A 20,277-nucleotide genomic window follows, 5' to 3' on the forward strand; every position below is an offset into this window, starting at 1 on the left:
AGATCTATGTCATGAGGGGGAAATGACCATCCCTGGTCGTGCTGCGTTCCTGCCCCGCCCTAAAGCTGCTGCATCATTTTCCGAACGCCGGCCACATGCCGCCGGCTGACGATCAAGGCGTCGCCGTTGAGTCCCTTGAGGAATAATTGAAAGTGCCCAAGCGGCGTGCGCTGCAGGCGCTCGATGCGGTCGCGGGCCACCAGTGCGTTGCGGTGGATACGCACGAAGCGCTCGCCGAATTCGTCTTCCAGGGCCTTGAGCGGTTCATCCAGCAGGACCTCGCCGCTCTCGTGGCGCAGGGTCACGTACTTGTGGTCGGCGATGAAGTAGATCACCTGGTCCAGCGGCACCAGTTCGATGCCTTTGCGGGTGCGGGCGCTGATGTGGCTGCGCGGGCCGCTGCCGCTTTCCGCGGCGGGCCGGGTCAGTGCCGCCAGTTGCGAGCGGTTGGGCCGGTCGGCCTTGCGCAGCGCGCTGTGCAGTTCCTCGGCCTGCACCGGCTTGAGCACATGGCCCAGGGCGCTGTCCTTGAAGGCCTGCGCGGTGAATTCGTCATCGGTGGTGCAGAACACCACCGCCGGCGGCGCCTCGCGCTCGCACAAGCGGGCGGCAACCTGCAGACCGTCCATGCCAGGCATGCGGATGTCGAGCAGGACCACGTCGGGCTTGAGGCTGTCGATCAGGGCCAGGGCTTCCTCGCCATTGGTGGCGCTGGGCTCCAGCACGGTATAGCCCTCCAGGTCGCCGAGCAGCCGGCTCAGGCGTTCGCGGGCTTGGGGTTCGTCATCAACGATCAGGACATTCATATTGCGCTGGATTCCTGCGTGAGTCTCGCACAAGGGTAACGTAGACAGGTGAGGTGACGACCGTCACTGCGATCCACGCTCAGACTCGCACGATGGCTAAAGATTCACTGGTCGACGGCAAACATGCCGATCCTCTGTCCAACTGTAGACGGTTGCCGCAACACTGCCGTTCAATCCTGCAATATCGCTTCGCGCGATAACCGTTCCGGCCCCTGCGGACCGCACAAACCCGCATTTGCGCCGACTTCCGGGCCTCATGGCGACCGGCAACCCTGTTATCATCTGCCGCACTTTTTTCCCGTTCACGCCTTCAACGAGCGAATCCATGAGCACTGACAAGACCAACCAGTCCTGGGGCGGCCGCTTCAGTGAGCCCGTCGACGCCTTCGTCGCCCGCTTCACCGCCTCCGTCACCTTCGACCAGCGCCTGTACCGCCACGACATCATGGGTTCGATCGCCCACGCCACCATGCTGGCGAAGGTCGGCGTGCTCACCGACGCCGAGCGCGACAGCATCATCGACGGCCTGAAGACCATCCAGGGCGAGATCGAGGCCGGCAACTTCGACTGGCGTGTCGACCTCGAAGACGTGCACATGAACATCGAGGCGCGCCTGACCGACCGCATCGGCATCACCGGCAAGAAGTTGCACACCGGCCGCAGCCGCAACGATCAGGTGGCCACCGACATCCGCCTGTGGCTGCGCGACGAGATCGACCTGATCCTGGGCGAGATCACTCGCCTGCAGCAGGGCCTGCTGGAGCAGGCAGAGCGCGAAGCGGAAGCCGTGATGCCCGGTTTCACCCACCTGCAAACCGCACAGCCCGTGACCTTCGGCCACCACCTGCTGGCCTGGTTCGAGATGCTCAGCCGTGACTACGAGCGCCTGGTGGACTGCCGCAAGCGCACCAACCGCATGCCGCTGGGCAGCGCGGCCCTGGCTGGCACCACCTACCCGATCGACCGCGAGCTGACCTGCCAGTTGCTGGGCTTCGAAGCCGTGGCCGGCAACTCCCTGGACGGCGTTTCGGATCGCGACTTCGCCATCGAATTCTGCGCCGCTGCCAGCGTGGCGATGATGCACCTGTCGCGCTTCTCGGAAGAGCTGGTGCTGTGGACCAGCGCCCAGTTCCAGTTCATCGATCTGCCTGACCGGTTCTGCACCGGCAGCTCGATCATGCCGCAGAAGAAGAACCCCGACGTGCCGGAACTGGTTCGCGGCAAGACCGGCCGCGTGTTCGGCGCCCTGACCGGCCTGCTGACCCTGATGAAAGGCCAGCCGCTGGCTTACAACAAGGACAACCAGGAAGACAAGGAACCGCTGTTCGACGCCGCCGACACCCTGCGCGATTCGCTGCGCGCCTTCGCCGACATGATCCCGGCGATCAAGCCGCGTCACGCGGTGATGCGCGAAGCGGCCCTGCGCGGTTTCTCCACCGCCACCGACCTCGCCGACTACCTGGTACGCCGCGGTCTGCCGTTCCGCGATTGCCACGAAATCGTTGGCCATGCGGTGAAATACGGCGTGGACACCGGCAAGGACCTGGCCGAGATGAGCCTGGACGAACTGCGCCAGTTCAGCGACCAGATCGAGCAGGACGTGTTCGCCGTGCTGACCCTGGAAGGTTCGGTCAACGCCCGTGACCATATCGGTGGTACCGCGCCGGCACAGGTCCGCGCTGCCGTGACCCGCGGCAAGGCCCTTCTGGCCAGCCGCTGAGCCCTTGAAGCTGGCGCGCCCCTGTAGGAGCGGCTTCAGCCGCGAACGGCGGCGCAGCCGTCGTAAAACCTGAGTCCCCGATAAGCCTGATGTACCGGGGATGCAGGTTTTGTGGCCGCTGCGCGGCCAATCGCGGCTGAAGCCGCTCCTACGAGGTTTTGAGCCAATCAATACCTCCCTCAGCTACGCGCCTTGACCACCTTCTCCAGGAAGGTCGGGAACTGCGCCGCCTTGGCGTCGTTGATCGCCGCCACATGCGGGTTCTGCCCGATCAGTTCGAGCAGCGCCTGAGCCTGCGGGAAGTCTTCCAGCACATCCACGCCATGGATCTTCTTGCCCACGGCACGGGCCAGATCGACGCTGAAGAAGAAGTACAGGTCCGCCACGGTAAAGCTGTCGCCGGCGACATAAGGCGCGAACACGCCGTTGCGCTTGAGCGTCGCCAGCCCCGCCAGCAGCTCCGGCCAGGCCTTGGCCTTGAGCGCCTCCGGTACTTCGGCTCCGAAGAACGACTGCGGGTAGAACACCCGGGCGGTCAGCTCGATGTACAGCTCGATTTCCTTGACCAGCTCCCAGACCTTCGCCCGGGCGAACGGATCGGCCGGCAGCAGCGGCTTGCCGCCCTGGGTCTGTTCGATGTAGTCGAGGATGATGTCGGTTTCGCTGAGGTAACCGTGTTCGGTCTCCAGCACCGGCACCTTGCCACGCGGGCTGATCTTCAGCGAGTCGGGGACCTGGCCGCCGAAAAACAGCACTTCCTCGAACGGCAGGCCTTTCTCCAGCAATGCCAGCTTGACCATGTTGTAGTAGTTGCTGACCGCGAATCCATGAAGCTTGAGCATGAAAGACAGCCTCCAGGCCGTAAGGGGTTGGCCGGGCAGTTATAGCGGCAATCGACCGAAGCTGACCAGCATCATGCGCACGGCAGATAGCACGGCATTGTCGGCAAGGCCGTGGCACACTGGCTGCCTTGTCCCACAGGAGCGCGCCCATGAGCGACCACGATATCGACCACGACGATGAAGAAGCCTTCGCCGAGTCGACCCTGACCCAGGCCATCGAAAACCAGATCGAAAGCGGCGAGCCACCGGCGGCCAAGGCAGCCTTCAACAAGCTGACCCTGGTGGGCTACGAGCGCGAAGACATCCTCAACCTGATGGCGCATGTCCTGGCCGTCGAGATCGACGCGATGCTCGAAGACGACCGCCCGTTCAACACCGAGTGGTACGAGACCGCACTGCGCGCCCTGCCCGAGTTGCCACCCGAGAAAGACTGAGGCAAACATAGCGAGGCTGACTACACTGCAAGACCAGGCATCCGCAGAGGTGCCACCCTCCTTATCTTGAAGTCCGGAGTATCTATGTCGTTCACACCCGAGTTGGTTGCCGAACTGGAAATTCTCGCGCTGTTCAATCTCGACAGCACTCAGGAAGGTCTTAAAGTCCACGCTACTGCCGCTCCCAAGGTCATCGCGGCGGCCAAACGCCTCTATGAAAAGAAACTGATCGACCAGCCCGATGGCGGCTACCTCACGCAACTGGGCCACGATGCTGCGGAAGCCGCCCAGCAACTGCTGACCATTCTGAACGTCGCCGAGCCCGCCTGACCCCTTCCCGAGTACAAGCCCGTCGCCCCCGCTGCGGGCTTGTCACGACAGAATCGGTGGCGCCGACAGACGGCGCTGGGAAAATGACGTCAAAAATCAAATAGCGCTCGTTCCTACAGTGGGACTACAGCTAAACTCGCCGATGCCTTCCTGACGGCCGGTTTTAGCTTGCGATGAATCACCCTCACGAAATTCGTCCTGACCTCGATCAGGGCATCGACCGCAAGGTCCTCAGCCAGTTGCGCAAGCGCTTCCTGGATCTCAACCAGGGTCGTCTGGCCCGGGCCATGGAAGGGCTGTCCAGCCGCCAGCAGCAAGTACTGACCCTGCTGCCGCTGTTCTTCCACGTCAATCATCCGCTGCTGCCCGGCTATGTTTCCGGCAATACCCCCGCTGGCGTATCTGCCTATGAGCCGACGCCACTGGCCCTGGCCGATGCCCAGCGCCTGACCCGGTCCTTTTCCTACAAAGCCAAACGCGGCGAGCAAACGCTACCGATCCACGGCCTGTTCCTGATGGGCAGCCTGGGCACTCTGGCCCAGGCGGAGCAGAGCGACATGGACATCTGGGTCTGCCACGCGCCAGACCTGGGCGAGGCAGCAGTGGCCGAGCTGCGCAAGAAATGCCAATTGCTGGAAGCCTGGGCCGCCAGCCAGGGCGCTGAAGCGCACCTGTTCATGATCGAGCCGCGGCAGTTCGTCACTGGCGAGCGCGAAAGCCGCCTCAGCTCGGACGACTGCGGCACCACCCAGCACTACCTGTTGCTGGACGAGTTCTATCGCACCGCGATCTGGCTGGCCGGACGCACGCCGCTGTGGTGGCTGGTGCCGGTCTACGAGGAAGGCAATTACGCGCGTTACACCGAGACACTGCTGTCCAAGCGTTTCGTGCGCTGCGACGAGGTGCTCGACCTCGGCAACCTCTCGCACATACCGCCCGGCGAGTTCGTCGGTGCCGGGTTGTGGCAACTGTTCAAGGGCATCGAGTCGCCCTACAAGTCGGTGCTCAAGCTGCTGCTGACCGAGGTCTATGCCAGCGAGCATCCGGACGTGCGCTGCCTGAGCCTGCACTTCAAACAAGCGGTTTTCGCCAACGTGCTGGACCTGGATGAGCTGGACCCGTACATGATGGTCTACCGGCGCATCGAGCAGTATCTGCAGCGTCGCGGCGAGCACCAGCGCCTGGAGCTGGTGCGACGCAGCCTGTACCTGAAGGTCAATCGCAAGATCAGCCAGATGGCCCGGCAACGCGCCAACTGGCAGTCCGAACTGCTGGAGCGCCTGAGCCGGGAATGGGGCTGGGACGAACGCCAGCTCGCGCTGCTGGACAGCCGCAGCCAGTGGAAAGTGCGCCAGGTCGCCGCCGAACGCCGGGTGCTGGTGGCCGAGCTGAACCACAGCTACCGCTTCCTCGACCAGTTCGCCCGTAACCTGGGCGCCACCGCGCGCATCGACCAGCGCGACCTGAACATTCTGGGCCGGCGCCTCTACGCGGCCTTCGAACGCCGTGCCGGCAAGGTGGAATTCGTCAATCCCGGCGTCGCCCCGGACCTGGCCGAAGACACCCTGACCCTGGTGCAATCCCCCGACCGCAAGGAGCCTGGCCAGACCCACTGGGGGCTGTACAACGGCAACCTGAATGCCCACGAGTGGGAACACTTCGCCCCGATCAAGCGCAGCCGCGACCTGCTCGAACTGCTGGCCTGGGCCCACCGCAACGGCATCATCGACAGCGCTACCCGCCTGGCCCTGCATCCGGGCAGCAGCGACCTGAGCGAGTACGAACTGTTCAACCTGATCGGCAGCCTGCAACAGAGCGTCGCTCTGCCGCTGACCACCGTCAGCGATGCCCGCCTGCTGCGCCCCAGCGTGGCGGACGATGTGCTGTTGCTGGTGAATGTCGGCGTCGATCCGCTGCGGCATCACCGTGACCTGAACATCCTGATGACCACCGAGCGCACCGACTCGCTGAGCTACGCCGGGGTACGGGAAAACCTGGTCCTGACCCTCGACCAGATCACCCTCAACAGCTGGAACGAGGTGCAGGTACTGCGCTACGACGGCGAGCACGCGCTGCTGCGCTGCCTGCGGGACTACCTCAACAGCCTCGACACTACGCCGACGGAGGCGCCACACCGGCCAGCCCTGAGGGTGCGCAGCTTCTGCCACAACCGCGCCATCGCCATCGCCCAGCGCGTCGAAGACGTATTCGGCACCGCCCAGCGCCTGCACGACCAGCATCTGGACTACCGCTACCTGATCCAGGTGCAACAGCACACGCATGTTCTGGAAATGCTCGCTGGCGGGGTCAATCTGGTGTCGCTGGACAGCCAGGCCGCCCTGTTCGCCTGGCTCGGCCAGGAACGCAGCAGCTACAGCCCGCTGGCGCTGGACGGCAATGTGCTGGAAGACCACGACCTGGCCCTGGTGCTGCCCCATGGCCAGCCACAGTGCGTGCAGGTGTTCTACCGGGTGCAGGACGCCTGGGCCGACGTCTACGTACTGGATGAGTACAACGCCCTGTGGCAGCAGCGCCTGCCATACCATGACGAAAGCAGCCTGCTGCTGCCGCTGCAGCGCTTCCTGCAATCGGTGGTGTTCCGCCGCAACGCCCGTCTGCCGATGGACGAACAGCAAGCACAACCGCTGGACATCCTCTATTACCGGCTGCTGCCATCAGGCTCCGGCCGCGCTCGCCAGGTAGAGCCGTGGCAGGCACCGGAACTGTCACTGGACCAGCCCTACTACGAGGTCCAGGCCATCATCCAGGCCAGTCTCGACGGTGCGCTGCACGTCACGCTGTACTGCAACCAGAAGGAGTTTTCCGAGCTGGACCATGGCGACCAGCTCTACACCGTGGTCGCTCGCGAGATCATCGAACAGCGCCGGGATGCCCAGCGCTACCGCTGCTACATCACCGACCTGGACCTGTCGGACCTGCTCGCCGACGGACAGGGTTCGAGCATGCTCTACCTGCGCTACAAGCAGGAGCTGGAGCAGGTGCTGAACCAGGCGCTGGCGGCGGTGTGATCAGAGGTCGAAGTCGCCGGCCGCTTCCGGCTGGTATTCGACTTCCAGCAGCTTGAGCTTGAGGGTCTTGCCACCGGGTGCCGGCCAGTCGATCTGCTCACCCACCGAAAGGCCCAGCAGCGCGCAGCCGATCGGCGCGAGGATCGACACATTGCCGTCCTTGCCGGCGTCCTTCGGGTAGACCAGGGTCAGGTGGTAGTCCTTGCCGCTAGCCTCTTCGCGGCAGTGCACGCGGGAGTTCATGGTCACCACGCCGGCGGGCACTTCCTCGTGACCGACCACCTGCCCGGCACGGTCCAGCTCGCCTTGCAGGGCCAGCACACCCGGCACGTCTTCATCGAGGCTGTCGATCAGGCGCTCGAGACGCTGCACGTCCAATCGGGTGAGGATGAGGGAAGGCTTGGTGCTCATGATCCGGTACGACTCCTTTTGGCAGATCGAATAAAGCAAAACCCCGCCCAAGGGCGGGGTTTTCAATAAGCTCGGCTTTGGCCGATGTGAGACTGACACTACCACAGCCGGGCAATTTCACAAGCCTTCAAGGCCCTGTCGCTGGCAACGCCAGCTCCCACAAGTTTGCAGCGCACCCGGTCCCTGTAGGAGCCGGCATTGCCGGCGATGAGGCCGGCAAGACCAACAAAAGCGTCAGGCCCCGGTAGCCGCCATCCGCCGCGCACCCGCCTCGGCACAGATCTCGCGCCGCCGCTGGTCATCGGCCGAGCGCCACTCGCGAATGTCTTCGACATGACGGAAGCAGCCAATGCACACCCGCGCCTCATCCAGGCGGCAGGTGCTGATGCAAGGGGATTTCACCGCCGGGCTGACATTGCTGTACAGCGGCTTGGGCGGCCGAACGGCAGTGGTCATCTCAGATCTCTTCGAAATCGAGTTTTTCCCCGGCGCGCTCCCAGACGATGCGTTCCAGCATCTCGCCCAGCAGCTCCTCGGTCTTTTCGCAGACCCACTTGCCGCTTTCTTCGTCGTAGTCGAAATGGAAACCGCCGGAACGGTCCGCCAGCCAGAGCTGACGCAGTGGCTCCTGGCGGCTGAAGATCAGCTGGCTGCCATTGTCGAACTTGACGGTCAGCACACCGGCCGAGTTTTCCATGTCCAGGTCCATTCCGCTTTCATCGAACAGGTCTTCCAGTGCCTGTTGGGTCGCATCGACCAGGTCGTGAAAACGCGCTTCGCTCAAACTCATTGCAAGAACCTCGAAAATGTCTGCTCAACACGCAAGCCGGGCAAGATACGAGCGCCGAGCCACGAATGCAAAGGCTAACGCAGCGACCACCTCCCCGCCGCCCGACGGCTGGCCGGGCTCATAGGCAAGGGGCCGGGCGCTCGGTATACTCCGGCGCAATACTGCTTAAATCAAAGGATTTCGCCATGAAGCGCCTGATTTCCTCCATCGCGGCGCTCGTCGCGGTTGCCTGCCTTGTCTCCGCCTGTGGTCAGAAAGGCCCCCTGTACCTGCCTGAAGACGGCAAGGACGGCAAGAAGTCGCAATCGCACCAGCACCAGTAAGGGGCCCCGATGGACGCTTTCAACTACCGCGACGGCGAGCTGTTCGCGGAAGGCGTAGCCCTGTCGGCGATCGCCGAGCGTTTCGGCACTCCGACCTACGTTTACTCCCGCGCCCACATCGAGGCCCAGTACCGTAGCTACGCCGACGCCCTGCAAGGCATGTCGCACCTGGTCTGCTTCGCCGTCAAGGCCAACTCCAACCTGGGCGTGCTGAACGTCCTGGCGCGCCTCGGGGCGGGCTTCGACATCGTCTCCGGCGGCGAGCTGGAACGCGTCCTGGCCGCCGGCGGCCGAGCCGACCGCGTGGTCTTCTCCGGCGTCGGCAAGACCCGCGAAGACATGCGCCGCGCCCTGGAAGTCGGCGTGCACTGCTTCAACGTCGAATCCACCGACGAGCTGGAGCGCCTGCAACAGGTCGCCGCCGAAATGAACCTGCGGGCCCCGGTGTCGCTGCGGGTCAACCCGGATGTCGACGCCGGCACCCACCCGTACATCTCGACCGGCCTGAAAGAAAACAAGTTCGGTATTTCCATCGCCGATGCCGAAGAGGTCTACATCCGTGCCGCGCAGTTGCCCAACCTGGACGTGGTCGGCGTCGACTGCCACATCGGTTCGCAACTGACGTCCCTCGATCCCTTCCTCGATGCCCTCGACCGCGTACTGATGCTGGTCGATCGCCTCGGCGACTGCGGCATCCTGCTGCGTCACCTGGACCTGGGCGGCGGTCTCGGCATGCGGTACCGCGATGAGCAGCCACCACTGGCCGGCGACTACATCAAGGCCGTGCGCGAGCGCCTCGGCGATCGCGACCTGGCACTGGTATTCGAGCCGGGCCGGCATATCGTTGCCAACGCCGGCGTCCTGTTGACCCGGGTCGAGTACCTCAAGCACACCGAGCACAAGGATTTCGCCATCGTCGACGCGGCGATGAACGACCTGATCCGTCCGGCCCTGTACCAGGCCTGGATGGACGTCAGCGCCGTGCAGCCGCGCGCCGGCGAGCCACGCACCTACGACGTGGTCGGGCCGATCTGCGAGACCGGCGACTTCCTGGCCAAGGAACGCGCTCTGAACCTGGCCGAAGGCGATCTGCTGGCCGTTCGTTCGGCGGGCGCCTATGGTTTCGTCATGAGCTCCAACTACAACACCCGTGGCCGCAGCGCCGAGGTGCTGGTCGATGGCGACCAGGCCTTCGAAGTGCGCCGCCGCGAGACCGTAGCCGAGCTGTTCGCCGGCGAAAGCCTGCTGCCGGAGTGACACGATGCTTTTGCGTTTTACCAAGATGCACGGCCTGGGCAATGACTTCATGGTCCTCGACCTGGTCAGCCAGCACGCGCACATCCAGCCCAAGCACGCCAAGCAGTGGGGCGACCGCCATACCGGCATCGGTTTCGACCAGTTGCTGATCGTCGAGGCGCCCAGCAATCCTGAGGTCGATTTCCGCTACCGGATCTTCAACGCCGACGGCTCCGAAGTGGAACAGTGCGGCAACGGTGCCCGCTGCTTCGCCCGCTTCGTGCTGGACAAGCGCCTGACCGCGAAGAAGAAGATCCGCGTCGAAACCAAGAGCGGCATCATCGAACTGGACGTACGCAACGACGGCCAGATCTGCGTCGACATGGGCCCGCCGCGCTTCGTCCCGGCCGAGATCCCGTTCCAGGCGCCTGCCCAGGCCCTCAGCTACCCGCTGGACGTCGCCGGGCAGACCGTGGAACTGGCTGCCGTGTCGATGGGCAACCCCCACGCCGTACTGCGCGTCGATGACATCAACAGCGCGCCCGTCCACGACCTCGGTCCGCAGATCGAAAACCACCCGCGCTTCCCGAAACGGGTGAACGTCGGCTTCCTCCAGGTCATCGACCGTCACCGCGCGCAGTTGCGCGTGTGGGAGCGCGGCGCCGGGGAAACCCAGGCCTGCGGTACCGGCGCCTGCGCTGCGGCGGTCGCCGCCATCAGCCAGGGCTGGATGGATTCGCCGCTGCTGATCGACCTGCCCGGTGGACGCCTGTCCATCGAGTGGAACGGTCCGGGGCAGCCGGTGATGATGACCGGCCCGGCGGTGCGTGTATTCGAAGGACAGGTTCGTCTATGAGTGAGTGCCAGCCATGACCGATCAGCCCCAGGTGCCAGCCGAACAGCCCAGCGACATGCTCGCGGAGGGCACCGCGCCCACCGTCGGGGCTGAGGCCGTGGCCGCCTACCTGCTTGCCAACCCGACCTTTTTCGCCGAGCACGACGATCTGCTGCTGGAAATGCAGATCCCCCACCAGCGTGGCGACAGCGTCTCCCTGGTAGAGCGCCAGCTCAAGCTGCTGCGCGATCGCAACATCGAGATGCGCCACCGCCTTTCCCACCTGATGGACGTCGCTCGCGACAACGACCGGCTGTTCGAGAAAACCCGCCGGCTGATTCTCGACCTGCTCGACGCCGACACCCTCGATGCCGTGGTCATGGCGGTGGAAGACCGGCTGCGTCAGGACTTCGGCGTGCCCTTCGTGAGTCTGATCCTGTTCGGCGAAAACACTGCACCCGTGGGCCGCTGGGTCGCCACCAGCGAAGCCCAGCAAGCCATCGGCGGGTTGCTCGCCGGCGGCAAGACCGTCAGCGGCAACCTGCGCGACCATGAGCTGGACTTCCTGTTCGGCGAAGCGCAGCGCAAGGAAGTCGGTTCCAGTGCTGTCGCGGCAGTGGAATACCAGGGCCTGCATGGCGTGCTGGCCATCGGCAGCCGCGACCCGCACCACTACAAGAGCACTGTCGGCACGCTGTTCCTGGGCTACATCGCCGAAGTGCTTGGCCGCGTCATCCCGCGCGTGACCCAACCGCTGCGCCCGGTGCGCTGATGGAACGCCAGTTGGAAGCGTTCTGCGCGCACCTGCGCAACGAACGCCAGATGTCCGAGCACACCCAACTGGCCTACCGCCGCGACCTGGACAGCGTCATGACCTGGTGTGGCAACAACGGTATCGGCGATTGGCACGCCCTGCAGATCCAGCAACTGCGCCAGTTCATCGCTCGCCGTCATCACCAGGGGCAGTCGTCCCGCAGCCTCGCTCGCCTGCTTTCGGCAGTGCGCGGTTTCTACCGCTACCTGAACCGCGAAGGGCTGTGCGACCACGATCCGGCCAACGGCCTGTCGGCGCCCAAGGGCGAACGCCGCCTGCCGCGGGTGCTGGACACCGACCGCGCCCTGCAACTGCTCGATGGCGGCGTGGAGGATGATTTTCTCGCCCGCCGCGATCAGGCCATTCTCGAGCTGTTCTACTCCTCCGGCCTGCGCCTTTCGGAGCTGACCGGCCTGAACCTGGAGCAACTGGATCTGCCCGCCGGCCTGGTGCAGGTGCACGGCAAAGGCAGCAAGACCCGCGTCCTGCCGGTAGGCCGCAAGGCGCGCGAAGCACTGGAGCAATGGCTGGCGCTGCGGGCCCTGAGCAATCCGGCGGACGACGCCGTGTTCGTCAGCCAGAAAGGCCGGCGCCTGGGGCCACGGGCCATTCAGTTGCGAGTGCGGGCTGCCGGCGAGCGCGAGCTCGGCCAGAAGCTGCACCCGCACATGCTGCGGCACTCCTTCGCCAGCCATCTGCTGGAGTCTTCCCAGGATCTGAGGGCGGTACAAGAGATGCTCGGCCACGCCGATATCGCCACCACCCAGATCTACACTCACCTTGATTTCCAGCACCTGGCAGCGGTCTACGACAGCGCCCACCCTCGTGCCAAACGCAAAGGCAGCGACTCATGAGTATCCAGTTGATCACCTTCGACCTGGACGACACCCTGTGGGATACCGCACCGGTGATCGTCAGCGCCGAAGCCGTCCTGCGCGACTGGCTGGCGGCCAACGCGCCGACCCTTGGCGGCGTGCCGGTCGAGCACCTGTACGCGATCCGCGAGCGCCTGGTACAGGCCGAGCCGGGCCTCAAGCATCGCATCAGCGCGCTGCGTCGGCGGGTACTGTTCCACGCCCTGGAAGAGGTCGGCTACAGCGAGGCGCATGCCCGCGAGCTGGCCAACGAAGGTTTCGAGGTGTTCCTCCATGCCCGTCACCAGATCGACATTTTCCCGGAGGTACAACCGGTACTGGAGATCCTGCGCCACCACTACACGCTGGGGGTGGTCACCAATGGCAACGCCGATGTGCGCCGCCTTGGCCTGGCCGACTACTTCAAGTTCGCCCTGTGCGCCGAAGACCTGGGCATCGGCAAGCCCGACCCGGCGCCGTTTCGCGAGGCCCTGCGCCAGGGCGGCGTCGAGGCGGGAGCGGCAGTGCATATCGGCGACCACCCTGGCGATGACATCGCCGGCGCACAGCAGGCCGGTCTGCGCGCGGTCTGGTTCAATCCGCAGGGCAAGGCCTGGGCCGCCGACAACCGCCCGGACGCGGAGATCCAGCGCCTGTCGCAACTGCCGGAAGTCCTGGCCCGCTGGCGCTGAACCCCGGACGCAAAAAAGCCCGCGATAGCGGGCTTTTTCATTACAGCGGCGTCAGATAGGACGGCTGCCGTATTTGTTGTCGGGCTTCTTGGGCGGGTCGGCAACCACGTTGGCTTCGACTTCCTGCACCTTGCCGCCACGCGCCAGGAATTCTTCCATGGCCCGGGCGAGCGCATCGCGCTCCTTCTGTTTGGCTTCCATGCTCGGCATCTCGTCAACCGAGACCGCCGCCTTGGATTTGCCTTTTGCAGCAGGCGCCGGGCTGTCGTCACCCGCGTCGTCCGCTACATCGTCAGCCGCCGCTTCGAGGCCTTCATCGCCTTCGTCTTCGTCGCCTACTTCGAGGTCATCATTTTCCAGATCGTCGTCGCTCATGTTCTACCTCATGACTTGCGAAAAGCAGATTAGTTATAGACCAGCCACCGTAGAGGTTTACGACCGCTGGAGAAAAAACGGACCTCGGGTGACCCGAGGCCGGCAGCGCTCGCCGTACTGCCTGGCGAACGCCGTGCAGGCTCTTCAGAGCCTGACCAAATAAAGAGCGGCCGGTTCAAAAACACCGGTTTGTTCCCCGCCATCCGGCTTGCTCATCGACAAGACTAGCAAAGGGCCATGAAGTGTGTGGACGCGCCATCATCACCCCACGGCGCGCATTCTAGCGTGCCGGATGAAAAAGCAAAGCGCCTAAAACGCCCTGAAGACTGTAAGTTTTCCGCTGACAATCGGGACCCACCCACAGGATCCATTCCACCAGCGATGAACCTGCCGCGAAAAACCGTTTGCGTCGGTCTTCGGAGCAAAATCCAGACGAAAAAATGCCCGGCGAACCGGGCAAATTTTTTCGAGGGTGATTACAGGTTGTAGCCACGCTCGTTGTGTTCGGCAAGGTCCAGGCCCACCGATTCTGTTTCTTCGTTGACACGCAGGCCCATCACCACATCCAGCACTTTGAGGATCACGTAGGTGACGATCGCGGTGTAGATCACGGTGAAACCAACGCCCTTGGCCTGAATCCAGACTTGAGCGCCGATGTCGGTCACAGTGCCGAAGCCGCCCAGAGCAGGGGCTGCGAACACGCCGGTGAGGATCGCGCCGACGATACCGCCGATACCGTGTACACCGAAGGCGTCCAGGGAGTCGTCGTAGCCCAGCTTGCGTTTCAGGCTGGTGGCGCAGAAGAAGCAGACCACGCCGGAAACCAGGCCGATCACCAGAGCGCCCATCGGGCCGACGGTGCCGGCGGCCGGGGTGATGGCGACGAGGCCGGCGACCACGCCCGAGGCGATGCCCAGTGCGCTTGGTTTACCGTGGGTGATCCACTCGGCGAACATCCAGCCCAGGGCGGCGGCAGCGGTGGCGACCTGGGTCACCAGCATGGCCATGCCGGCGGTGCCGTTGGCGGCAGCAGCGGAGCCGGCGTTGAAGCCGAACCAGCCGATCCACAGCATGGCCGCGCCGATCAGGGTGTAGCCCAGGTTGTGCGGGGCCATCGGGGTGGTCGGGTAGCCTTTGCGCTTGCCGAGTACCAGGCAGGCAACCAGACCGGCGATACCGGCGTTGATGTGCACCACGGTGCCGCCCGCGAAGTCCAGCACGCCCCAGTCCCACATCAGGCCGCCGTTGCCGGACCAGACCATGTGTGCGATCGGTGCGTAGACCAGGGTGAACCAGATGGCCATGAAGATCAGCATCGCGGAGAACTTCATGCGCTCGGCGAAGGCACCGACGATCAGGGCCGGGGTGATGATGGCGAAGGTCATCTGGAAGACCACGAAGACCGCCTCAGGGAAGGCAGCGGTGAGGCTTTCCGGAGTCACGCCGGCCAGGAATGCCTTGGACAGTCCGCCGACGAAGGAATTGAAGTTGGTGACGCCCTGCTCCATACCGGTGGTATCGAACGCCAGGCTGTAACCGTAGACGACCCACAGCACGCTGATCAGGCCGGTGATGGCGAAGCACTGCATCATCACCGAGAGGACGTTCTTGGAACGCACCATGCCGCCATAGAACAGCGCCAGGCCAGGGATGGTCATGAACAGAACGAGGGCAGTGGCGGTAAGCATCCAGGCGGTGTCGCCGGAGTTGAGCACAGGGGTGGCTGCCGCCGCGGTTTCCTCGGCAAGTGCCAGGCCAGGCATTGCGAGGGACAAAAGGGCTCCTAGCCCTGCGAATCGACGCAGAGTCATGTTGTTTTCTCCTGGGGCGTTGGGTTTGGGGCGGCTTTTAGATCGCGTCGGTATCGGTTTCGCCGGTACGGATGCGGATGGCCTGTTCCAGGTTCACCACGAAGATCTTGCCGTCACCGATCTTGCCGGTGTTGGCTGCCTTGGTGATGGCTTCGATGACCCGGTCCAGATCCTTGTCGTCGATGGCGACATCGATCTTGACCTTGGGCAGGAAATCGACCACGTATTCCGCGCCGCGATACAGCTCGGTGTGACCCTTTTGGCGACCGAAGCCTTTGACTTCAGTGACAGTGATGCCCTGCACGCCGATTTCGGACAGCGACTCGCGCACATCGTCCAGTTTGAACGGCTTGATGATGGCAGTGACTAGCTTCATGAAACTCTCTCCCGAATTGGTGGACTTGCCCCAGGAAAACAAACCCGACTCAAGTCTAAGCGCAGTGCCTGGCTTTGTAACGCTTCGTCGGCTTCATATTCCCCGGTCCGACTCCAGAAACCGCTCCTGACAAAACTCGCGTCTTCGCTCCGCCTGAGCACTGCATCGTCCTGGGGACTGCATCAGTGCATGGGTCACGATGGTCTTAGCAGAAACCTTGCCATGTCTGATAAACCCCCGGAATACAAGGAGTTGGCGGCAATGCGCCATCTTGGCCAGTCGCCAGCAGGCAAATGACGCACAACATTGGTGCGCACTCGTTCCGGGCGATGTTCAAAAAGTGTGCAGCGATGGCCACTCGCCGCCCCGTGCTACACTGCCGACCCTTTTTGCCAGACAGGACAGCCGACCATGCTCGCGCCAAAAGCCTTTCTCGATGCCCTGAGCGACCAGGCCTCGCGCCTGTTCAGCAGCGATACCGCGCAACCGCGCAGCGAACTGGAAAGCCAGTTCAAGGCGCTGCTGCAAAGCGGCTTCAGCAAGCTCGACCTGGTGAGCCGGGAAGAATTCGACAGCCAGATGGTGGTTCTGGCCCGCACCCGCGCCCGCCTCGAAGCGTTGGAGGCCAAAGTCGAAGAACTCGAAGCCCGCCTGAACCCCATCGCCTCCGAGTGAGGCCTCCCCGCCGCTGACCAGCGCGCCTGCGCTGGTCCCGCTGCACATTTCCCACGTCCTTGTCACGGTGGTCCGCCCTGGATCGGTTGTCGCTCGCCCGGCGCTTGCATAGGGGGAGGGGGTATGCAATGCTCGACACCCTCAGGTAGGCAGGGGGGGTATACCGGTGTCACACACCCATGTGAAGAAAGACGCACTGCTCAAACGGGTAAAGCGCATCGCTGGCCAGCTCCAGGCGGTGGAGAAAGCGCTGGAAGAAGGCGCCGACTGCGGCAAGACGCTGCACCTGGTCGCTGCCACCCGCGGCGCCATGAACGGCCTGCTGGAAGAGATCATCGAAGACCACGCCCGCGAGCACGTGGCCAATCCGGAACTGAGCGATGAAGAACGCGCCAAGGGCGTGGAGGAACTGCTCGAAGCCATCCGCCGCTATTCCAAGTGATCCCTGGAGCACCGACATGAGCCCGCTTGCGCACGATCATCAGTTCCTCGGCTCCGCCCACGACCAGAACGCCCGCCGCACCTTGTGGGTGGTGCTGCTCACCGTGGTGATGATGGTGGCGGAAATTGCCGCCGGCTACATCACCGGCTCCATGGCCCTGCTCGCCGACGGCTTCCACATGGCGACCCATGCCGGCGCCCTCGGCATCGCCGCCGCAGCCTACGCCTACGCCCGCCGCCACGCCGGCAGCCGCCGCTACAGCTTCGGTACCGGCAAGGTCGGCGACCTGGGCGGCTTCGCCTCGGCGCTGATTCTCGGCATCGTCGCCCTGAGCGTTGGCGTCGAATCGACCATCCGCCTGTTCCAGCCCGGCGAAGTGGATTTTGCCAATGCCACCCTGATCGCCGTGGCCGGCCTGATCGTCAACATCGTCAGCGCCCTGCTGCTGGGCCATGGTCACAGCCACGACCATGACCATCATCATGAACACGACCACGGCCACCACCATGGCCAGGACAACAACCTGCGCTCGGCCTACCTGCACGTGATCGCCGACGCCCTGACCTCGGTGCTGGCCATCGCCGCGCTGCTGGCGGGCCGCTACCTGGGCTGGGTATGGCTGGACCCGGTGATGGGCATCGTCGGTGCACTGGTGATTGCGCGCTGGTCGTGGAGCCTGATGAAGGTCACCGCCGGCGTGTTGCTGGACCAGACCGACGAGCACGTTGCCGAGGAAATCCGCGAGCTGGTGGAGCAACCGGGCGATGCGCGCATTACCGACCTGCATGTCTGGCGCGTCGGCCCGCAGGCCCACGCTGCCATCGTCAGTGTGGTGGGTGCGGCCAGCGTGGACCTGGCGAGCATCCGGCAGCGTTTGCTGCCGGTGCACGAGGTGCGGCACCTGACCATCGAGGTGCAGCCGGGCTGATCAGTCGAAGGTGCCGCGCAGCGTGAGGGTGAAGTTGCGCGGCTCACCGTAGTAGTTGCCGTACTCGGAGGTGCCGACGCTGGAGTAGTAGCGCCGGTCGAACAGGTTGTTGCCGTTGAGCGCCACGGTCCAGTGGTCGTCGACCTTGTACTCCACCATTGCGTCGTAGACCGCATAACCGGACTGGACGAAATTGTAGTCGCGCGAGTCGATGACATTCCCTGACGAGTCGAAGCGGTAGGCTTCGCCTTTCACATAGGTTGCGCTCTGCGCGGTCACGCCACCGCCGACGCGCAGGTCCGACAGCGCGCCAGGCAAGGTGTAGGCGCTCCACAGCTTGAACAGATGCTTGGGCGTGACAGAGCTGTAGAGGGTTTCCTCGGTGTTGTTCTCGACCCGGTTGTAGGTGTACCCCGCCAGCACCTCCCAGCCCGGTGCGATCTCACCGGTGACTTCCAGATCGAGCCCCTTGCTGGTCACCTTGTCCTGGGCCAGGAAGCAGCACGAGCCGCTGTAGCTGAAGAATGGCGTCGGGTAGGCCGGATCGGTCGCCGCCTGGTTTTCGCGCGTGGTGTAGAACAACGCCGCACTCAGGTTCAACGCGCCGCCGAACAGTTCGCCCTTGATACCGGTTTCGTAGGTTTTGCCGGTCATGGGTTCGAGGGAGCTGGGCGACGTCTGCGGGCCTTTCCACTTCTGCGCCTGCGGTTTGAACACTTCGGAATAGCTGACGTAGGTGGACCACTGATCGTCCAGCGCGTAGATCAGGCCGCCATAGGGGACCAGCGTGGTCGGCTCGCGGTCGAACACGCTGTCCTGCGGGATCCAGGGGCCCGTGGCAGACTGGTTGGCCTTCATGCTGTAGGCCTGCTCGAACTTGAAGCGCTGGGCGCGAGCGCCCACCACCAGCTTCAGCGGGTCGGTCAGTTGCAGGCGCAGGGTCGAATAGACGCCGTACTGCTCGCGGGTGTTGGGCGAGTAGTCACGCCAGTACGCATGGTTGGACGCTTCGCTCGGCAGCGGCGTGGAGTGTGGGTCCCACAGGTCGATCATGCCGCCTTTGTCGATCATGCCCTGGGCGCCGCGCCAGCGGCTGGTGACTTTCTGATAGTCCGCGCCCATCAGCACCTCATGACGGCGGCCGAAGGCATCGAAACCGCCGGACAGGTTGACGTCGAACACCGACTGCTGGCTCCAGCTCGACACGTAGCTGCCCCACCAGTACGGGCCGGTGTTGGTGGTCTCGTCCACCGAGCCGTAGGGAATCACGCCTTCGGTGTCGGAGCCGTTGTACGAATAGGTGAAGCTGGTGTTGAGCTTCCAGTTGTCGTTGAGGTAGTGGTCGACCTTGGCGAACCACTCGCGGGTGTAGCTATCGCTCCAGGCGCCGTTGGTGGTGTACCAGGTGTGCCGCGGCAGATGCACGTCGCCGCCGGTGCTGTAGCGTGGCAGGCCGTCACCTGTGCCGGTTTCCTTGAGTTTGTCGTAGCTGCCGCCGAGGGTGAGCAGGGTGTCGTCGCTCAGGTCGGCCTCGATGATGCCGTACAGGAACGGCCGCTCGCTGGCGCGGTTGTCCATGAAGTATTGGCGGTCGGTGTAGGCGGCCACCACGCGGCCGCGCAGCTTGCCGTCGAAGGCCAGCGGGCCGGTCAGATCGACCTGGCTGCGGTAGTTGTCCCAGGAGCCGGCGGAGGTCTCCAGCTTGAGCTGGTAGTGATCCAGCGGACGCTTGCGCACCAGGTTGATGATGCCGCCCGGATCGCCGGTGCCACCCAGCAGGCCACTGGCACCGCGCAGCACCTCGACATGGTCGTAGGGTGTCATGTCGTACTTGCGGTTGCTGTAGAAGGTGCCGATGCCATTGCCGATGTCCATGGGCGCGGCGCCGTCGATCTGCAGGTTGTCGATGGAAAAACCGCGGGAATAGAACGACTCGGTGTTGTAATTGCCGTTACGCACGGTGATGCCCGGCGCCATCTTCATCGCGTCAGGCAAGGTGAACATCTTTTTGTCTTCGACCATCCGCTGGGTGATGACCGATACGCTTTGCGGGGTGTCCTTGAGGCTCACCGGCGTCTTGGAGCCGATGCTGACCAGACCGGTGGTGTAGGACCCGGAGTTCTCGGTCATCTCGCCGGTGCCCTGGCCGCTGATCGAGGTGGCGCTCAGCTCCAGCACGCCGCCCTCGGCACGCGGTACCAGGCGGAAGCCTGCGCCATCGCTGACAGCGTCCAGGCGGGTCTTGCCGAGAATGCGCTGCAGGCCGTCCTGCACCGAATAGTCGCCGTTCAGGCCCTCACTGTGTTGCCCGGCGGTGAGGGTCGAGTCCACACCAATCATCACGCCGGCCTGCTGACCGAAGGCGCCGAGGACGCTGTCCAGGCTACCGGCGGGAATGCGGTAGCTGCGGGTCTGCTGCTGGGTGGCGCTATCGCCGGTGGCGGCGAGCAGCGGTTGGCTGGTGGCGGTCAGGGCCAGGCCCAGCAGCGCCAGGCGCAGGGCGCTGGCCAGAGGAGTGAGGCGCGTGTGCATGAAGACGATCCGAGTGTTGGAA

At 64.2% G+C, this 20,277-nt stretch carries 22 protein-coding genes and 1 pseudogene; 13 read left to right on the forward strand and 10 right to left on the reverse strand.

Annotation, left to right across the window (positions count from 1 at the left end):
- Window positions 1-59: 59 nt before the first annotated feature.
- Window positions 60-806 carry a LytR/AlgR family response regulator transcription factor gene (locus AC05QJ_RS31190; protein ID WP_476745002.1) on the reverse strand — a complete coding sequence of 249 codons (747 nt, stop codon included), beginning with the start codon at window positions 804-806 and terminating at the stop codon, window positions 60-62.
- A pseudogene (locus AC05QJ_RS31195) lies at window positions 803-910 on the reverse strand (sensor histidine kinase); the annotation flags it as partial. The gene AC05QJ_RS31190 and the pseudogene AC05QJ_RS31195, both read right to left, overlap by 4 nt.
- A 221-nt stretch (window positions 911-1,131) precedes the next feature.
- Between AC05QJ_RS31195 and argH the strand changes: the two are divergent.
- The gene (argH, locus tag AC05QJ_RS31200; protein WP_476745003.1) at window positions 1,132-2,526 is read left to right on the forward strand and encodes an argininosuccinate lyase; all 1,395 of its coding nucleotides are present in this window, start codon (window positions 1,132-1,134) and stop codon (window positions 2,524-2,526) included.
- A gap of 179 nt (window positions 2,527-2,705) precedes the next feature.
- Here argH and AC05QJ_RS31205 read toward each other — a convergent pair whose 3' ends face one another.
- The gene (locus AC05QJ_RS31205) at window positions 2,706-3,368 is read right to left on the reverse strand and encodes a glutathione S-transferase family protein (RefSeq protein WP_476745004.1); all 663 of its coding nucleotides are present in this window, start codon (window positions 3,366-3,368) and stop codon (window positions 2,706-2,708) included.
- A gap of 149 nt (window positions 3,369-3,517) precedes the next feature.
- On the opposite strand from AC05QJ_RS31205, the gene AC05QJ_RS31210 reads away from it, so the two are divergent.
- The 3 genes from AC05QJ_RS31210 to AC05QJ_RS31220 all read left to right on the forward strand — a co-directional run bounded on the left by AC05QJ_RS31210 (window position 3,518) and on the right by AC05QJ_RS31220 (window position 7,161).
- Window positions 3,518-3,802, forward strand: a complete 285-nt coding sequence (locus tag AC05QJ_RS31210) for a hypothetical protein (protein WP_476745005.1) — start codon at window positions 3,518-3,520, stop codon at window positions 3,800-3,802.
- Window positions 3,803-3,886: 84 nt separating this feature from the next.
- Window positions 3,887-4,132, forward strand: coding sequence for a TIGR02647 family protein (locus tag AC05QJ_RS31215; protein ID WP_476745006.1), 246 nt, complete (start codon window positions 3,887-3,889; stop codon window positions 4,130-4,132).
- Window positions 4,133-4,305: 173 nt separating this feature from the next.
- Entirely contained in the window at window positions 4,306-7,161 is a 2,856-nt protein-coding gene (locus AC05QJ_RS31220; protein WP_476745007.1) for a class I adenylate cyclase, read from the forward strand.
- Here the strand turns inward: AC05QJ_RS31220 and rnk are convergent, their stop codons facing one another.
- From rnk to cyaY, 3 genes are all read right to left on the reverse strand, one after another.
- The gene (gene rnk / locus AC05QJ_RS31225; RefSeq protein ID WP_476745008.1) at window positions 7,162-7,572 is read right to left on the reverse strand and encodes a nucleoside diphosphate kinase regulator; all 411 of its coding nucleotides are present in this window, start codon (window positions 7,570-7,572) and stop codon (window positions 7,162-7,164) included.
- Between the two features lie 234 nt (window positions 7,573-7,806).
- A complete protein-coding gene (locus AC05QJ_RS31230; protein ID WP_411016774.1) occupies window positions 7,807-8,028 on the reverse strand; it encodes a DUF1289 domain-containing protein in 222 nt (73 codons plus the stop codon).
- Between the two features lies 1 nt (window position 8,029).
- Entirely contained in the window at window positions 8,030-8,362 is a 333-nt protein-coding gene (cyaY, locus tag AC05QJ_RS31235) for an iron donor protein CyaY (RefSeq protein WP_476745009.1), read from the reverse strand.
- Between the two features lie 185 nt (window positions 8,363-8,547).
- On the opposite strand from cyaY, the gene lptM reads away from it, so the two are divergent.
- The 6 genes from lptM to AC05QJ_RS31265 are packed head-to-tail and all read left to right on the forward strand — an operon-like array spanning window position 8,548 to window position 13,116.
- Window positions 8,548-8,685, forward strand: a complete 138-nt coding sequence (gene lptM, locus AC05QJ_RS31240; RefSeq protein ID WP_476745010.1) for an LPS translocon maturation chaperone LptM — start codon at window positions 8,548-8,550, stop codon at window positions 8,683-8,685.
- Between the two features lie 9 nt (window positions 8,686-8,694).
- Window positions 8,695-9,942: a diaminopimelate decarboxylase gene (lysA, locus tag AC05QJ_RS31245; protein WP_476745011.1), complete on the forward strand. Its 1,248-nt coding sequence runs from the start codon at window positions 8,695-8,697 to the stop codon at window positions 9,940-9,942.
- 4 nt (window positions 9,943-9,946) lie between these two features.
- A complete protein-coding gene (dapF, locus tag AC05QJ_RS31250) occupies window positions 9,947-10,777 on the forward strand; it encodes a diaminopimelate epimerase (RefSeq protein ID WP_476745012.1) in 831 nt (276 codons plus the stop codon).
- 13 nt (window positions 10,778-10,790) lie between these two features.
- A complete protein-coding gene (locus AC05QJ_RS31255; RefSeq protein WP_476745013.1) occupies window positions 10,791-11,528 on the forward strand; it encodes a DUF484 family protein in 738 nt (245 codons plus the stop codon).
- Window positions 11,528-12,424: a tyrosine recombinase XerC gene (gene xerC / locus AC05QJ_RS31260; RefSeq protein WP_476745014.1), complete on the forward strand. Its 897-nt coding sequence runs from the start codon at window positions 11,528-11,530 to the stop codon at window positions 12,422-12,424. Before AC05QJ_RS31255 ends, xerC begins: the two co-directional genes overlap by 1 nt.
- Complete coding sequence (locus AC05QJ_RS31265; protein WP_476745015.1) at window positions 12,421-13,116, forward strand: HAD family hydrolase; 696 nt, start codon at window positions 12,421-12,423, stop codon at window positions 13,114-13,116. The genes xerC and AC05QJ_RS31265 overlap by 4 nt, the downstream gene beginning before the upstream one ends.
- Window positions 13,117-13,167: 51 nt before the next feature.
- Here the strand turns inward: AC05QJ_RS31265 and sutA are convergent, their stop codons facing one another.
- From sutA to glnK, 3 genes are all read right to left on the reverse strand, one after another.
- A complete protein-coding gene (sutA, locus tag AC05QJ_RS31270; protein WP_476745016.1) occupies window positions 13,168-13,491 on the reverse strand; it encodes a transcriptional regulator SutA in 324 nt (107 codons plus the stop codon).
- A gap of 476 nt (window positions 13,492-13,967) precedes the next feature.
- Window positions 13,968-15,302 (reverse strand): ammonium transporter, encoded by a 1,335-nt coding sequence (locus AC05QJ_RS31275; RefSeq protein WP_476745017.1) that lies wholly within the window; start codon window positions 15,300-15,302, stop codon window positions 13,968-13,970.
- Window positions 15,303-15,339: 37 nt separating this feature from the next.
- Window positions 15,340-15,678, reverse strand: a complete 339-nt coding sequence (gene glnK / locus AC05QJ_RS31280) for a P-II family nitrogen regulator (RefSeq protein WP_002555808.1) — start codon at window positions 15,676-15,678, stop codon at window positions 15,340-15,342.
- Window positions 15,679-16,089: 411 nt separating this feature from the next.
- Here glnK and AC05QJ_RS31285 point away from each other — a divergent pair, with 411 nt between their 5' ends.
- The 3 genes from AC05QJ_RS31285 (at window position 16,090) to dmeF (ending at window position 17,723) form a co-directional block, all read left to right on the forward strand.
- Complete coding sequence (locus tag AC05QJ_RS31285; RefSeq protein ID WP_476745018.1) at window positions 16,090-16,353, forward strand: accessory factor UbiK family protein; 264 nt, start codon at window positions 16,090-16,092, stop codon at window positions 16,351-16,353.
- Between the two features lie 166 nt (window positions 16,354-16,519).
- Complete coding sequence (locus tag AC05QJ_RS31290) at window positions 16,520-16,795, forward strand: metal/formaldehyde-sensitive transcriptional repressor (protein WP_476745019.1); 276 nt, start codon at window positions 16,520-16,522, stop codon at window positions 16,793-16,795.
- A 16-nt stretch (window positions 16,796-16,811) separates the two neighbouring features.
- Window positions 16,812-17,723 (forward strand): CDF family Co(II)/Ni(II) efflux transporter DmeF, encoded by a 912-nt coding sequence (gene dmeF / locus AC05QJ_RS31295; RefSeq protein ID WP_476745020.1) that lies wholly within the window; start codon window positions 16,812-16,814, stop codon window positions 17,721-17,723.
- Here the strand turns inward: dmeF and AC05QJ_RS31300 are convergent, their stop codons facing one another.
- Window positions 17,724-20,255, reverse strand: a complete 2,532-nt coding sequence (locus AC05QJ_RS31300; protein WP_476745021.1) for a TonB-dependent siderophore receptor — start codon at window positions 20,253-20,255, stop codon at window positions 17,724-17,726. It lies immediately after the preceding gene.
- Between the last annotated feature and the right edge of the window lie 22 nt (window positions 20,256-20,277).

This window comes from Pseudomonas sp. TUM25319 (assembly GCF_056388475.1).